Source organism: Kastovskya adunca, assembly GCF_059505785.1.
This window is the reverse complement of sequence record NZ_JCACLG010000001.1, coordinates 102,333-116,175: the sequence shown is the minus strand read 5'-3', so window position 1 is coordinate 116,175 and position 13,843 is coordinate 102,333. Positions and strand designations below refer to the sequence as shown.

Here is a 13,843-nt window from a genome sequence, read left to right as displayed (position 1 = left end):
TTGGCTTCCATCTGGAAGCGAGCGCGGGATTTACCAAAGTTCATCGCTTGACCTGGGCCACCAGGAACGTTGCTGGAACGACGGAAGAGGAAAAACAGTCCAGCAATCAGCAGAATTGGGAAAATTAAGTTCCCTAGCAATCCCCAGATTGCACCATCATTGCGAATCGGATGGGAATCTAAACTGATGTCTGCTTCTCTAAGCTTGGCAACCAGTTCTGGGGAGTTAGCGGGCAAATCTACGCGCAGGCGCTGTATGCGATTATCGAGTTCTGGATCAACTGCCTCAACAATTGCCGTACGCCCAGCATCATAGAGGTCAACACTGGTGACTCTCCCTGTATCTAGATAGTCTAGAAAGCGACCATAGGTCATGCGAGTGCTAGCTGTATTTTTGCCTACGTCACCAGCGGCAGGGGAGAATGTCCCTTGCCACAGGAAAAATCCGATGACTAAGGCAGGCAATGTCCAAAGTAGTATGATTCTCCAAGAAATTTTCATCAGTTATCGGCCTCTAGATATTGATCTTATTAAGCTAATGTCAGCCTTGACAGCGCTTTATGAATTGCAGGACTTGGCAAACGAGTTGCTTAAAGCAGAGCCGTGTGATGCCAAGGACAATTCATGAGGTGTGTCATTGGGCTCGGATTTTGAGTTCCAGAACGGCTGATAAAACACATCAAGCGTTAACTTAAAAGTATTAACTTAATTAAATTTAACTTAATTATCAGACTTGGGGCAACTGACTTGATAGATGAGGCGATCGCTGATATCGCTTCCAGGGCGATCCTTAGCTGTTTCCGGCTAGGGAGGTGCGTCAGAGCAAAACTGTTGATTTTTTTACCAATTTCCAGTCCAATTTGGTAAGGAATGGTATATAATGCATCGTTATTTTAGGAAAAAAAAACGACTGACGCGTCTTGATCTCCAAATGGTCAACTAGGAAATTTAGACGCGCCAGTAAATCTGCTTTAGTAGGTAGCGATCGCAGTCTTAACTAAAAAACTGACTCTTTAGTAGGTCTCTACATGCCAACGACCTGCCTTCTTCATTGCCCGTTGGTATTCCGACCAATTTAGATCATCCTTTTCGGCTTGAGCAGACAGTGCTGCATCAATGCCATCTTCCATACCCTTCAAACCGCAGATATAGCTGTGGGTTTTTTCTTTTTGGATTAAGTTCCACATCTCTTCAGCGTTTTCAGCTACTCGGTGCTGAATGTACATCTTGCCGCCTTCAGAATTCTTCTGTTCTCGGCTGATGGCATAGGTGAGGCGGAAGTTGTTCGGGAACTCTTCCTGCAATTTCTCTAGGTCTTCTTTGTAGAGAATATTGGGAGTGGTGGCGACACCCAAGATTAGCCAAGCGAAACCGTTAAACTTGTAATCTTCATGTTGCTCTACAAACAACCGCCGCAGGTAAGCACGGAAGGGAGCAATTCCAGTTCCGGTTGCCATCATAATGATGTTGGCATTGGGGTTTTCGGGTAAGAGCATTTCCTTCCCGACAGGCCCAGTGATTTTAACTTCATCGCCTTGGTTGAGATTGCACAGGAAGGTAGAGCAAACACCAGAAACGGTTTCTCCTGTTTCTGGATGCTTGTACTGTAGCTGTCTCACACAGAGGGATACGGTTTTGTCATCTAGATGATCGCCATGACGAGTTGAGGCAATGGAGTACAGCCGCAATTTATGAGGTTTGCCATTTTCATCAGTTCCATCTGGGATGATACCGATACTTTGACCTTCTAAGTACCACAAATCTCCGCCAGAGATGTCGAAAGTTAGGTGACGGCAAGTACCAATTCCACCTTCAGCAACCAATTCTTCATTGCCTACACACCGACCAACAAAGGGCGTTTTCGGTCGATAGATATTAACAGGAATTTCAGTCTTTGCTTTTGCTTGAGTCATAGTAGGCTTTTCTTTTTTGTCTACCTTGGTTTCTTGAGCTTCCGGTTTTTTGACCTGGGTTTTTTGAGCTTCAGATGCCTTGGAGATTTTGCCGTTCACTTGATTCTCAACGCTTAGATGCTGGATACTGACAATTTTGCCACCCATACGCGTGATGCGCTGCATCTCTTGATTCATGCGGCTGTAGGGCACTGTGATGAACACACTGCCACTACGACGAATCGGGTAGTTAATCTTGTCAGTTTCTTCATTCTGACGAAGACCAACTACTTCGTAAATGAACATACGGCTACCAAAATCCGTATTCTTGGCAGAATTTGCAGCTGCGCTGGGACTATACATCGCTTCAATATCTCCAAACCAAACTTTGAATATGTTGCATTTTTTCAGCCCTTTTTGCCTGAATCCGTGCAGAATGCCGGACTGTGTTCCAGGTGAATTAGAGCCAAATCTGCAATATAAGCGTAACATTGTGAAGCTTACCCAGCGCTGTTTGACAGCTTTTCCGGTAAAAGCTGATCAGGTTATGCTGATCAGGCTACCCAGAGAAGAAGGAAAAAACTGTCACGATTGAATCAATTTGACTTTTTATTTCCTCAAACTGCACGCGCTACCTTAGCATGAGTACTGGAGCAAAATGAGTCCAATCCCCATAAGTCTTGTAGGGATAGTAGTGTTTTGGTAAGATTTATCGTTAGCAGCTAGTACTAAATACTTACGCCGTACCTTGCTTAAGACTTCCCCAAGGGTTTGTAATCATGAAGGTTACGCTTTCCTATTGGTGTTTATGAAGCAACTTTTTATAGAAAGACGGTGTGACCTCCAAGCTTATGGATTTAGCTGGCTTAAAACTTTAGGTAAGAATAGGTTTTGCGTAAGAGGGAAGCTATGACCACTCAGCTGGACCGCGTGGTTCTAATTGGTGTCGCCGGAGACTCGGGATGCGGAAAGTCAACTTTTCTGCAAAGACTTGCAGATCTGTTTGGTGAAGAATTGATGACAGTCATCTGTTTGGATGACTATCATAGCCTGGACCGTAAACAGCGTAAGGAGCAAGGAGTAACTGCATTAAATCCCAAAGCGAATAACTTTGATTTGATGTATGAGCAAATCAAAGCGCTGAAAAATGGTCAATCAATCGATAAGCCAATTTATAACCACGAAACAGGCGAACTCGATCCACCCGAGCGGGTTAATCCGAACAAAATTGTTGTCGTTGAAGGACTACATCCTTTGTATGACGAACGAGTGCGATCGCTTCTAGACTTCAGTGTCTATCTCGACATCAGCGATGAAGTCAAGGTTGCCTGGAAGATTCAGCGAGATATGGCAGAGCGCGGTCATCGCTACGAAGATGTTGTCGCTGCTATCAACTCCCGTCGCCCTGACTTTAAGGCATACATCGAGCCGCAGAGAGAATTTGCCGATATCGTACTTCAGGTATTGCCCACAAACCTGATTAAAGACGATAAAGAGCGAAAAGTTCTGCGGGTACGGATGCTTCAGAGCGAAGATAGAGCAGGTTTAGAACCGGTCTATCTGTTTGATGAAGGGTCAACTATTAACTGGACTCCTTGCGGACGGAAACTGACCTGCTCTTACCCCGGTATTCAGATGTTCTACGGGTCTGATGAATACTACGGTAAGTACGTCTCTGTTTTGGAGGTTGATGGTCAGTTCGACAACCTAGATGAAGTGATCTACATCGAAACCCATCTCAGCAACACGTCTACGAAGTACGAAGGTGAGATGACTCACCTATTGCTACAACACCGCGAGTATCCTGGCTCTAATAACGGTACAGGACTCTTCCAAGTGTTGACTGGGTTGAAGATGCGAGCCGTCTATGAGCGTTTAACAACTGAAAAAGCCCAGATGACGGCTAAGGTGTAATCCGCTCAGGTTTCGGGCTAAATAGCCGACTAATCGCGAGATGCTAATCTTAGCGCTCGCGATTGATTTTAAAATTCAAAGTTGAGAATGCTGTGAGGGATGATAATATCACATCCGTTTACTGACATTGTTGATCAATTTTTTGAGTCACCACGACAGTAATCAGCACGGACTTGATATGGGGTTCGATCGATGAGAGTGTGGATAGCTAGCTTTGTTTTGCTATTTGGTATTGCAGAGCTTTATCAGTGGTTCGAGGAAATTACCTTACCGTTACCCGTCTATATCTTAGGAGGCGTTTTTTTGGCGATCGCCTCTAACTACAAGAAATATGCAGGCTGGTCGTTCCAAAGGCAATCAATAAAAGCCGAACTTGAGCAAGTCTCAGTACCACCCGTAAAACTTCCTGTCGGGTCAGCTAACTGGTCAAGGCTCAAGCAATATACCAGCAACGCCGCTCCTCAATTGCTGCGTCCAATATCCTTTACTATTCGTCAAACTGAAGACGAAAACTGATCGTCAGTTCTTTACTGTCAAGCTAACTATCTACCCAGATTGCGCTTTAGCTGTTCTAGTTCATCCTCCATTTCCCAGCGTTTAAATTTATCCTCCAAGGGATCTGCTCCATTGGGGATACGGTTGGCGCTTTGATTCCATCCGGAAGTTTCCCAGACTGAGTCTGCTTTATAGCTAGAACGGGCTGCAGCAACCTCAGTTGCTTTTGCTATAACTTCTTGGCGACGCTTTTGGATTTGTCCCTGTAAGTCTTTGGCTTGAGCAATGCGCTGCTTGCAGCCTTCCATCTGTCCCCAGCGCTGATTTCCCTGGCGTAGCAATGCGGCTTCTCGCTCTTGTGCCGCTTGTGCCAAGTCCTGTCGTCCTGTTGCCTTCGCTTTATTGCTACGCTCGTGCCAACGTTGAATGTCTTGAGCAATTGCTAGAATTTCGTCTTGCAATTGCTTTTGCTGTAGCTGCAAGTCGGCGATTAGGCGTAGGGTGTCTTCTTCTTGTTCTTGTAGCTGTTCCTCTAGAGCTTCTAACTCTAGATGTGGGTTGTTGCGAAGGAATTCATCTAAGCGGTTTTCCAAAAACCGATTGAAATCGTCAAATAGTCCCACCGAAAACTCCCATTCGTCAAGTAATGTCTCTATTGTGATGGGTCATTTGCCGTTAGTCATGAGTCATTGGTGAGGTTGGTTGCTCCTGGGGCACAACAACTCAACTATCAACAATGGACAACTAACAAATTTAGAACTTTTGCCCAACAAAGACCGAGCGAACTTCACCGTTGCGACGAACCACCGCTTCTTGGTTGGCAACTGATACAAGCGTCCAACCGCTGTCACCAATAGATTCACCGATGCTAATGCGCTGAGTAATGCCCTCAATTTCAAACAAAGCTACCGAGCGAGAGCCTTGTTCTAGCAAACCCACTAGAGTATGTCGAGGAGAGGATACAGGAGAGGGCGGTGCGGCGGGAGCTGGCGAGGCTACAGGAGCTGGTGCGGCGGGAGCTGGCGGTGCGGCGGGAGCAACTGCCACGGGTGCAGGAAGAGATTGAGCCGCTCTGGGAGGGGCAGTCGCAGCGGGAGCCGCCGCTCTCGGAGGGGTGGTCGCAGCGGGAGCCGCCGCTCTCGGAGAGGGCAATGCCGGGGCTGGAGCGGCAGCAGGCGGGGCGACAGCAGGCGGAGCAGCCGGTGCTTGTGGTGAGGGGTAGACAGGGATATAGACCCGCTCTAGAACCGTTGGAACCTGACCGGATACCGCAGGATTACCAGGAATAGATGCTGCGGGCAGGTTTGTACCTGGTACTTGAGTATTATTACCGCCTGTAGTTTGTTGCTGGCTGGCGGCGTTCTTGCGGTCAATCGCTTTTAGCGATCGCAGCATGTAGTTCACAAATTCAGTATCAGCGGCTGAGATAGAACTATTTGGGTTAGTGGTTGCTGCCGGATTAAATGACTGTAGCCATTTAAAGCGTTCCTGGGTTGCCAGCAGGAGTAAAGAGGTGATGATTAAAGAGGCACAGGCAATACCCAGAAGCAGTTTGTCAAGAGACAGACCCAAGCCCCGACGCTCAGTCGTGGTAGTCGTTGTATGAGTTACAACTGTCTCTCCCGTCGGCTGATCTAGCTCTGCTTTGCCATCGGTGGTTGGAGCGACCAAATCGTTTGACGTTATCAAGGCGGGTGGCAGAGTAATTTGCGGCACCACAATGGACTTCAAAGCGACATACTGTGGCTGTGCCGGCTCGGTGGGTAACTTGCTGCCCCCTTCTAAGATGCGGTCGATATCTGAAAATAAATCGTCCATCAGCTTGTCAGCCTCATTTTCTGCCGACCAAGGCTGAATGGACAGAGTCGTTGTCAACGGCTCTTTGGTTCTCTGGTTAGTGCTAACGTCCTGAGACATGGATGGCTCACTCTCGTGGCTACAGAATTAACAATACGCTTAAAGGTATTTCCTTGCGCCTAGATTAGCAGTGAAATTACCGATTGTTGCACAAAATCCTCAATTCTTAGTTATCTAGAAGTGTGCCTGAATCGCTAACTGCTGGCAAAATTAGTTTTTATTGACAATTATCATGCCCCTGACCTTGGCAATTTTATCTGATTAGGGGACTGGCGAAGCGGGAAAATAGTCGGTGAGTCCTGAGTCGGTGAGTCCTGAGTCCTGAGTCGGTGAGTAGGAGAGAAGGATGAAGTATGAAGGGTGAAGTATGAAGGGTGAAGTATGAAGGGTGAAGTATGAAGGGTGAAGTATGTAGGCGATTGGAGTAATGGCTCATCGTTGTCAATTTTTATCTCATCTGCTCCCCTGCTCCCCTGCTCCCCTGCTCCTCTGCTCCTCTGCTCCTCTGCTCCCCTGCTCCCCTGCTCCCCTGCTCCTCTGCACCCCGGCACCCCTGCTCCCCTGCTCCCCTGCTCCTCTGCACCCCTGCTCCCCTGCTCCCCTGCTCCCCTGCTCCCCTGCTCCCCTGCACCCGGTGCTTCTAGGCTGTTGGCACAGGACTGGTACGCGATCGCACTTCCAGATAGATTAGCAGGGCATTGATATCGGCTGGATTTACACCACCAATTCGCGAGGCTTGACCGATTGTTAAGGGTTTGACCTTCATCAGCTTTTCGCGAGATTCCTTCGATAGGGTATCAATGGCTAAATAGTCCAACTCTGGCGGTAGTTGACGATGAGCTTGGCGGGAAATCTGGTCAATTTGATTTTGTTGGCGCTGGAGATAGCCAGAATACTTGATGTCAATCTCGGCACCTTCTTTTTCGGCTAAATCCAGATTTTCTGAACTACTCAAGCCAAAGCGATCTAGGTCAACGTAGTGGAATCCTGGACGCCGTAGCAACTCCGCCAAGGTGACTGAGCCTTTAATTTTTTGCTGCGTGTTAGTGGCGATCGCTTTACCAATTTCATCATGCTCCTTTACCCGTGTGGAGTAGAGGCGTTCTTTCTCCGCTGCCATATTTTCCTGCTTCCGGGTAAATAGCTGCCAGCGGCGATCGTCAATCAATCCGATTTCTCGTCCCAACGGTGTCAGACGTCGATCAGCATTATCCGAGCGCAGTAACAAGCGATACTCAGAACGAGAGGTGAGCATCCGGTAAGGCTCCCGCAAATCCTTCGTACACAAATCATCAATCAAAGTACCGATGTAGCTTTGCTCGCGGGAAAAAACAATCATTTCTTGATTGTCAACAAACCGAGCGGCGTTAATCCCAGCCACAAGACCTTGAGCGGCGGCTTCTTCGTACCCGGTGGTGCCGTTAATTTGTCCGGCACAAAATAGCCCTTCCACTTTCTTCGTCATCAGTGTGGGAAAACACTGAGTGGCGGGCAAGTAATCATACTCAACGGCATAAGCCGGACGTAGCATCGTACAGTTTTCCAAACCGGGGAGTGATCGCAACATCGCTATCTGCAACTGCTCCGGCAATCCTGTAGAAAATCCCTGAATATAGAGTTCAGGAATGTCTCGTCCTTCCGGTTCAATAAAGATTTGGTGGCTTTCCTTATCCGCAAAGCGCACGATTTTGTCTTCAATGCTGGGACAATAACGCGGTCCTTTGGCATCCACCCAACCGCCATAGACAGGCGATAAATGCAAATTCTCCCGAATTAGTCGATGCGTCTGGGGAGTCGTGCGAGTCAGGTAGCAGTTCATCTGCTCCCGTTCTACCCAGACTTCCGGGTCAAAGCTAAACCACCGCACCTCTTTGTCCCCTGGTTGCGCTTCTAAGTTGCTATAGTCCACCGAGCGCTTATCCACTCGTGCGGGAGTGCCTGTCTTCAAACGCCCCGTCTCAAACCCTAGCTGATTGAGTGTTTCGGTCAAACCAACAGCGGCAAACTCTCCCGCTCGTCCGGCTGGCATTGATTTATTACCTACCCAGATGCAGCCCCCTAGAAATGTTCCCGTTGTTAAGATCACCGCTTTGCAGCCAAAGGCAACACCAAAATAAGTCTTAACGCCAACCACTTGATCGTTCGCGCCCAAGACTAAATCCGTTGCCATGGCTTCGCGAATTGTTAGATGCTCCTGATTCTCAACAATTCCCTTCATCAAAGCCGCATATTCTCGCTTATCTGTCTGCGCCCGCAATGCCCACACAGCAGGCCCTCGTGAGGAGTTCAGCACTCGCTTTTGCAGGTAGGTGCGGTCAGCCATTTTGCCAATTTCCCCACCCAGTGCGTCTACCTCATGAGTGAGTTGGGATTTTGCTGGAGCGCCTACAGCTGGGTTACAAGGCTGCCAAGCAATCTTGTCGAGGTTCAACGTTAGCAGTAAGGTACGACAGCCTAAGCGGGCAGTAGCCAGTGCTGCCTCGCATCCGGCGTGTCCAGCACCGACAACGATGACATCAAATGAATCTTGGATTTCTACGGACGTTGGCGAAGGCATGGCAGTGCTTGAATTTAAGCAGCAAAAAGTCTGATCTAATTTTAGCGGCTACAATTGACCGCACTTTCTGCTAGAAGCTAACTCTCTAAAAACTTGGGAGTTTTAATTAAGATGCGATGAATTAGCTCCTACGGGAACCGGGTTGCCAATTGCGGAGAAAAGCCGTTTTGTAGAAAATCTAGTGAATGATTTTCAATAGCCGAATTAGGGAATTGAGGTGAGCTGGCTTGAATCCGCATCTGGGTTCGGAACCAGCAGGCATCCGGCTTCTAGCAGTAACAATTACTTAGCAAGGGAACAAAAGAGCGATCGCTTTTTTATCTCCCATCGGCAGAAAAAATCGCACCTAAACTACCAAACCTCCTCCCAGACAAGGGATAATTCCCTCAAACTCTGTTGTAGCGATAAGTTTTGTGAAGTATTTCTTTCTTGCTGATGGCTGGACTGTGGGTCGAGTATGGGAGTTTGGCGGACTGTGGAACGAACACAGTTGGCGACGCAAACCGGAAATAAAGCGTATAAATCTTTGTTTACTAGAGCAAGGGGAGAAGTTGTGGCTCTATCAGGTTGAAGAGGCCGTGTTAATGGTGGAAGTCTTTCCGACCGCTCCTCCAAGTGCGGAAGGCGCAAAAACAATTGGTCAAGTCGTCCTCAAACGACTAATTACCGCTGACCAAGCCATTGACAGATTAGCGGCAAGCGAACCGACAGTTTAGGCTTTCTGATCTGGAAGATTAACGTTTTCCTCCAGATGAGGGAGTAAACATTTCTATCTTATGGTGCTAGAAGTCTTGAATTTGCTTGCAATCGCCTCTAACAATAGTTACACTTCTTTAAACAATCTTCAGTTTCACAAGGACATACTCGTCCAATCCAACTGTTCATGCTGTCTTCACCAAAAACTGGTGACAAGGTAGAGGTGGACAGTGATGAATTCTATATATCGATTAAGAAAAGAAGCGTCGAAGTAGACACTTTAATTATCTTTAGAGGAGGAGCGTAGTCAATGGGACTACCCTGGTATCGAGTACATACAGTCGTCCTGAATGATCCAGGTCGTCTGATTTCCGTGCATTTGATGCACACTGCCCTCGTGGCAGGCTGGGCTGGTTCTATGGCCCTTTATGAACTGGCAATTTTCGATCCCAGTGACCCGGTCTTGAACCCAATATGGCGTCAAGGCATGTACGTTATGCCCTTTATGGCACGTTTAGGGGTGACGGACTCTTGGGGTGGCTGGAGCATTACGGGTGCAAACGTCACGGACGTTGGTCTGTGGTCTTTTGAAGGCGTCGCCGCCAGTCATATCGTCCTTTCTGGTCTTTTGTTCCTAGCTGCTGTATGGCACTGGGTGTATTGGGACTTGGAGCTGTTTAGAGACCCCCGCACTGGTCAACCGGCTCTTGACTTACCCAAGATGTTTGGTATTCACCTGTTCTTATCTGGTCTTCTCTGCTTTGGATTTGGAGCTTTCCACCTCACTGGTCTATTTGGGCCAGGAATGTGGGTGTCTGACCCCTACGGTCTGACGGGCAGCATCCAACCTGTAGCACCGGCATGGGGACCAGAAGGATTTAACCCCTTTAACCCCGGCGGTATTGTGGCTCACCACATTGCGGCGGGAATTGTTGGCGTGATTGCGGGTCTTTTCCACTTAACGGTTCGTCCACCGGAGCGGCTATATAAAGCTCTGCGGATGGGGAATATTGAAACAGTACTGTCCAGCAGTATTGCCGCTGTATTCTTTGCTGCTTTTGTTGTCGCAGGAACGATGTGGTATGGCAGTGCTGCCACTCCCATCGAACTGTTTGGACCAACCCGTTACCAATGGGACGACGGTTACTTCAAGCAAGAAATTGACCACCGTGTTCAAGCTAGCTTGGCTCAGGGCAATACTTTGCAAGGAGCTTGGTCTGAGATTCCAGAAAAGCTCGCTTTTTATGACTATGTCGGCAACAGCCCCGCTAAAGGTGGTTTGTTCCGGGTAGGCCCGATGGACAAAGGCGATGGTATCGCCCAAGTTTGGTTGGGTCACCCAGTGTTCAAGGATGGTGAAGGTCGAGAACTGAACGTGCGTCGCCTTCCTAACTTCTTTGAAACCTTCCCAGTCGTCTTGACTGATGCCAATGGTATTGTTCGGGCGGATATTCCGTTCCGACGGGCAGAATCAAAATATAGCTTTGAGCAGACTGGTATTACGGCTAGCTTCTACGGTGGTGCTTTGGATGGTCAAACCTTTGACGATCCCGCCGTTGTGAAGCAGTATGCCCGTAAGGCTCAACTAGGCGAGCCGTTCATCTTTGACCGTGCAACCCTGGATTCTGACGGAGTCTTCCGTACTAGCCCTCGGGGTTGGTTCACCTTTGCTCATGCTGTGTTTGCGTTGTTGTTCTTCTTTGGACACATCTGGCACGGCTCTCGTACTTTGTTCCGCGATGTGTTTGCTGGTGTTGAGGCAGACCTGGAAGAACAAGTCGAGTGGGGTCTCTTCCAAAAAGTGGGTGACAAAACCAGTCGCAAAAAAGAAGCGGTTTAGAGCCGCAACTCTGTAGGGAAAGAAAGGCAAAAGTGAAGATTTTCTGACTTTTGCCTTTCTTTCTTCTTTTGAATTTTGCTACGCAAGGTAGACTGTTAAATAGAAAGATAGTCAGGAATTATTGACATGGAAAGCATTGCTTATATCTTGATCTTGGCTTGTGCCATCGGCACCCTGTTCTTTGCGATCGCCTTTAGAGAGCCACCTCGGATCGGTAAATAATTGACGGTAAACCCCGGCGCGGATCAGCGAAGTGTCGTGGTGAAATCGTCAGCGCGATCGCTTTACACCGTTGCCAGAACTTTATTACTTGGTTGGCTATACTGAGCCGCAACAGTCTATCCATTTCTCACTTCTAAGTATTTGGATAGACAAGCCACGGCTCAGATTTTTGTATTTAAATGCAGATCCCTCTATTTAGAGGAAAATTGGATTTGTACCCCGTCCAAGTCCACCCAGCAGGATCGGAGGACGTTTACTATGCGATGTCCCTATTGCCAGCACACCGACAGCCGCGTGCTTGAGTCTCGCTCCACCGAAGCCGGACAAAGTATTCGGCGACGACGGGAGTGCTTGATGTGCAAACATCGCTTTACTACCTACGAGCGCATTGAATTTGTGCCAATAACTGTGATCAAACGGGATGGCACTCGAGAGTCCTTTGATCGTTCCAAGTTACTGCGAGGAATAATCCGAGCCTGCGAAAAAACAGGCTTGCCTCAAGAACGCCTGGAAATATTGGTTGATGAAATAGAAGCGGAACTGCAACAACAATTTGGTAGAGAAGTCACCAGTAATGAAATTGGTGAACTAGTACTCCAGCAACTGCGAGAGCTGAGTGAAGTTGCCTACGTGCGATTTGCTTCCGTTTACCGACAGTTTCAAGGAATCCGCGATTTTGTCGAAGCCTTGAATCATCTCCAAAATCATCCAGATAATAGCGATCACTCTGAAAATTCTCCCCTATCCTTAACGGAAGTGGCAGAGCCAGAAACCGCCACATCTTTCATGACACATTCTTCAACCTGACGTAAAGACTGGCTTTTTTATCAACGCAGAACGGATTCGTAACAGCTTTTTGCTGGTAAGCCAAGGATTACTAAACATTGAAAAGCTGTGGGTAGCGATCGCACCAAAATTTGAGCATCCAGAAAATTTAAAATGAAGTGACTGAACAGAGTTATAATTGAGAGTCTGGATAAAAAGAGTTTATCAGGAAGTCTCACACCAAGAATCTCGCCACAAGCGTGCTGTTTTTGGGCGCGGGTCTAGAAGAGAGGGAACAGTAGAGATGTTAAACTCAAGTCAACAGAGTGGCACTCCACCGAAAGTTAATTTTAAACATTGAGTGGAAACGCTCGACTCTGCCCAGTATGACCCGAAAGGTCAGCTCTAAATTGCTGCCGCCAGCAGTGAAGTAAACTCAAGTTTCTCATCACCCACGATTTGGGTGAGTGAGATTGTCAAATTGGGCTTATATGAGCAATGTAGGTGTAGCAACACGCAATCATTAAACGTGCGTGTACATCCACAGGAGGCAAAGTAACTACGGAGATAAACCTAGGAAACGATACTCAACATGGTCAGTCAGAAAACAACTACTACAGATATTGGCTTTACACACGAAGATTTTGCCGCACTACTCGACCAATACGACTATCACTTCAGCCCTGGTGATATTGTCGCCGGTACAGTTTTTAGCCTAGAGCCGAGAGGTGCTCTGATTGACATTGGTGCTAAAACTGCCGCCTATATTCCGATTCAGGAAATGTCTATCAACCGAGTTGACAATCCTGACGAAGTCTTACAGTCGAACGAGACGCGGGAATTTTTCATTCTGACTGACGAGAATGAAGATGGACAGCTTACCCTATCCATTCGCCGCATCGAGTATATGCGGGCTTGGGAGCGCGTTCGCCAACTGCAAACTGAAGATGCTACAGTCCGCTCTTTAGTTTTTGCAACCAACCGAGGCGGTGCTTTGGTACGCATTGAAGGATTGCGAGGTTTTATTCCTGGTTCTCACATCAGCACCCGCAAACCTAAGGAAGATTTAGTCGGCGAAGAACTGCCGTTAAAATTCCTGGAAGTTGATGAAGACCGGAACCGTCTCGTCCTCAGCCATCGTAGAGCGTTGGTTGAGCGCAAGATGAACCGCTTAGAAGTTGGCGAAGTGGTAATTGGCTCTGTACGCGGTATCAAGCCTTACGGTGCCTTTATCGACATCGGCGGCGTCAGCGGACTGCTACACATCTCGGAAATTTCTCACGACCACATTGATACGCCCCACAGCGTCTTCAATGTTAATGATGAAGTGAAAGTGATGATTATTGACTTGGATGCAGAACGAGGTCGTATTTCCTTGTCTACCAAGCAGTTAGAACCAGAACCCGGTGACATGATCAACAACCGGGACTTGGTCTACGAGAAGGCAGAAGAGATGGCAGAGAAGTATCGCGAGAAGATGCGTGCTGCTCAGCAAGAAAGTAACGAACCAGAGGAAATCGTCGAAGTCGAAGAAGAGATGGTTTCTGCAATCGAAGAATAAGCACGGGTAAAGAATTATCTGGGTCTTAAACTACCTAGAGGTTTT

General features: G+C 47.8%; 12 protein-coding genes. 7 read left to right on the top strand and 5 right to left on the bottom strand.

Going from position 1 to position 13,843, the window contains the following annotated elements; translation table 11 throughout:
• The coding region (locus tag AC5JR3_RS00525; RefSeq protein WP_495841957.1) for an ATP-dependent metallopeptidase FtsH/Yme1/Tma family protein at positions 1 to 500 on the bottom strand (500 nt) is incomplete at its 3' end.
• A 512-nt stretch (positions 501 to 1,012) separates the two neighbouring features.
• Positions 1,013 to 2,254 (bottom strand): bifunctional rod-capping linker CpcD/ferredoxin--NADP reductase PetH, encoded by a 1,242-nt coding sequence (gene cpcD/petH, locus AC5JR3_RS00520; protein ID WP_495841955.1) that lies wholly within the window; start codon positions 2,252 to 2,254, stop codon positions 1,013 to 1,015.
• A gap of 546 nt (positions 2,255 to 2,800) precedes the next feature.
• On the opposite strand from cpcD/petH, the gene AC5JR3_RS00515 reads away from it, so the two are divergent.
• Together AC5JR3_RS00515 and AC5JR3_RS00510 are read left to right on the top strand one after the other, a co-directional pair.
• Positions 2,801 to 3,805 (top strand): phosphoribulokinase, encoded by a 1,005-nt coding sequence (locus tag AC5JR3_RS00515; protein WP_495841953.1) that lies wholly within the window; start codon positions 2,801 to 2,803, stop codon positions 3,803 to 3,805.
• A 192-nt stretch (positions 3,806 to 3,997) separates the two neighbouring features.
• Complete coding sequence (locus tag AC5JR3_RS00510) at positions 3,998 to 4,321, top strand: hypothetical protein (RefSeq protein ID WP_495841950.1); 324 nt, start codon at positions 3,998 to 4,000, stop codon at positions 4,319 to 4,321.
• 26 nt (positions 4,322 to 4,347) lie between these two features.
• Here the strand turns inward: AC5JR3_RS00510 and AC5JR3_RS00505 are convergent, their stop codons facing one another.
• The 3 genes from AC5JR3_RS00505 to mnmG all read right to left on the bottom strand — a co-directional run bounded on the left by AC5JR3_RS00505 (position 4,348) and on the right by mnmG (position 8,714).
• Complete coding sequence (locus AC5JR3_RS00505) at positions 4,348 to 4,923, bottom strand: TIGR04376 family protein (RefSeq protein ID WP_495841948.1); 576 nt, start codon at positions 4,921 to 4,923, stop codon at positions 4,348 to 4,350.
• 130 nt (positions 4,924 to 5,053) lie between these two features.
• Positions 5,054 to 6,217: a hypothetical protein gene (locus tag AC5JR3_RS00500; protein ID WP_495841946.1), complete on the bottom strand. Its 1,164-nt coding sequence runs from the start codon at positions 6,215 to 6,217 to the stop codon at positions 5,054 to 5,056.
• 580 nt (positions 6,218 to 6,797) lie between these two features.
• The gene (mnmG, locus tag AC5JR3_RS00495) at positions 6,798 to 8,714 is read right to left on the bottom strand and encodes a tRNA uridine-5-carboxymethylaminomethyl(34) synthesis enzyme MnmG (protein ID WP_495841944.1); all 1,917 of its coding nucleotides are present in this window, start codon (positions 8,712 to 8,714) and stop codon (positions 6,798 to 6,800) included.
• Between the two features lie 413 nt (positions 8,715 to 9,127).
• Between mnmG and AC5JR3_RS00490 the strand changes: the two genes are divergently transcribed.
• The 5 genes from AC5JR3_RS00490 (at position 9,128) to AC5JR3_RS00470 (ending at position 13,798) form a co-directional block, all read left to right on the top strand.
• Positions 9,128 to 9,430, top strand: coding sequence for a hypothetical protein (locus AC5JR3_RS00490; protein ID WP_495841943.1), 303 nt, complete (start codon positions 9,128 to 9,130; stop codon positions 9,428 to 9,430).
• 290 nt (positions 9,431 to 9,720) lie between these two features.
• A complete protein-coding gene (gene psbB / locus AC5JR3_RS00485) occupies positions 9,721 to 11,250 on the top strand; it encodes a photosystem II chlorophyll-binding protein CP47 (RefSeq protein WP_495841941.1) in 1,530 nt (509 codons plus the stop codon).
• A gap of 126 nt (positions 11,251 to 11,376) precedes the next feature.
• Positions 11,377 to 11,472 carry a photosystem II reaction center protein T gene (locus tag AC5JR3_RS00480; RefSeq protein ID WP_495841939.1) on the top strand — a complete coding sequence of 32 codons (96 nt, stop codon included), beginning with the start codon at positions 11,377 to 11,379 and terminating at the stop codon, positions 11,470 to 11,472.
• A 258-nt stretch (positions 11,473 to 11,730) separates the two neighbouring features.
• Positions 11,731 to 12,279: a transcriptional regulator NrdR gene (nrdR, locus tag AC5JR3_RS00475; RefSeq protein ID WP_495841937.1), complete on the top strand. Its 549-nt coding sequence runs from the start codon at positions 11,731 to 11,733 to the stop codon at positions 12,277 to 12,279.
• 550 nt (positions 12,280 to 12,829) lie between these two features.
• Complete coding sequence (locus AC5JR3_RS00470; RefSeq protein ID WP_495841935.1) at positions 12,830 to 13,798, top strand: 30S ribosomal protein S1; 969 nt, start codon at positions 12,830 to 12,832, stop codon at positions 13,796 to 13,798.
• The last annotated feature ends 45 nt before the right edge of the window (positions 13,799 to 13,843 follow it).

Coding starts and splice junctions, on each gene's coding strand:
- cpcD/petH (WP_495841955.1), bottom strand. CDS start 2,254: ATGTATAGTCCCAGCGCAGCTGCAAATTCTGCCAAGAATACGGATTTT.
- psbB (WP_495841941.1), top strand. CDS start 9,721: ATGGGACTACCCTGGTATCGAGTACATACAGTCGTCCTGAATGATCCA.
- AC5JR3_RS00510 (WP_495841950.1), top strand. CDS start 3,998: ATGAGAGTGTGGATAGCTAGCTTTGTTTTGCTATTTGGTATTGCAGAG.
- nrdR (WP_495841937.1), top strand. CDS start 11,731: ATGCGATGTCCCTATTGCCAGCACACCGACAGCCGCGTGCTTGAGTCT.
- AC5JR3_RS00500 (WP_495841946.1), bottom strand. CDS start 6,217: ATGTCTCAGGACGTTAGCACTAACCAGAGAACCAAAGAGCCGTTGACA.
- AC5JR3_RS00515 (WP_495841953.1), top strand. CDS start 2,801: ATGACCACTCAGCTGGACCGCGTGGTTCTAATTGGTGTCGCCGGAGAC.
- mnmG (WP_495841944.1), bottom strand. CDS start 8,714: ATGCCTTCGCCAACGTCCGTAGAAATCCAAGATTCATTTGATGTCATC.
- AC5JR3_RS00470 (WP_495841935.1), top strand. CDS start 12,830: ATGGTCAGTCAGAAAACAACTACTACAGATATTGGCTTTACACACGAA.
- AC5JR3_RS00480 (WP_495841939.1), top strand. CDS start 11,377: ATGGAAAGCATTGCTTATATCTTGATCTTGGCTTGTGCCATCGGCACC.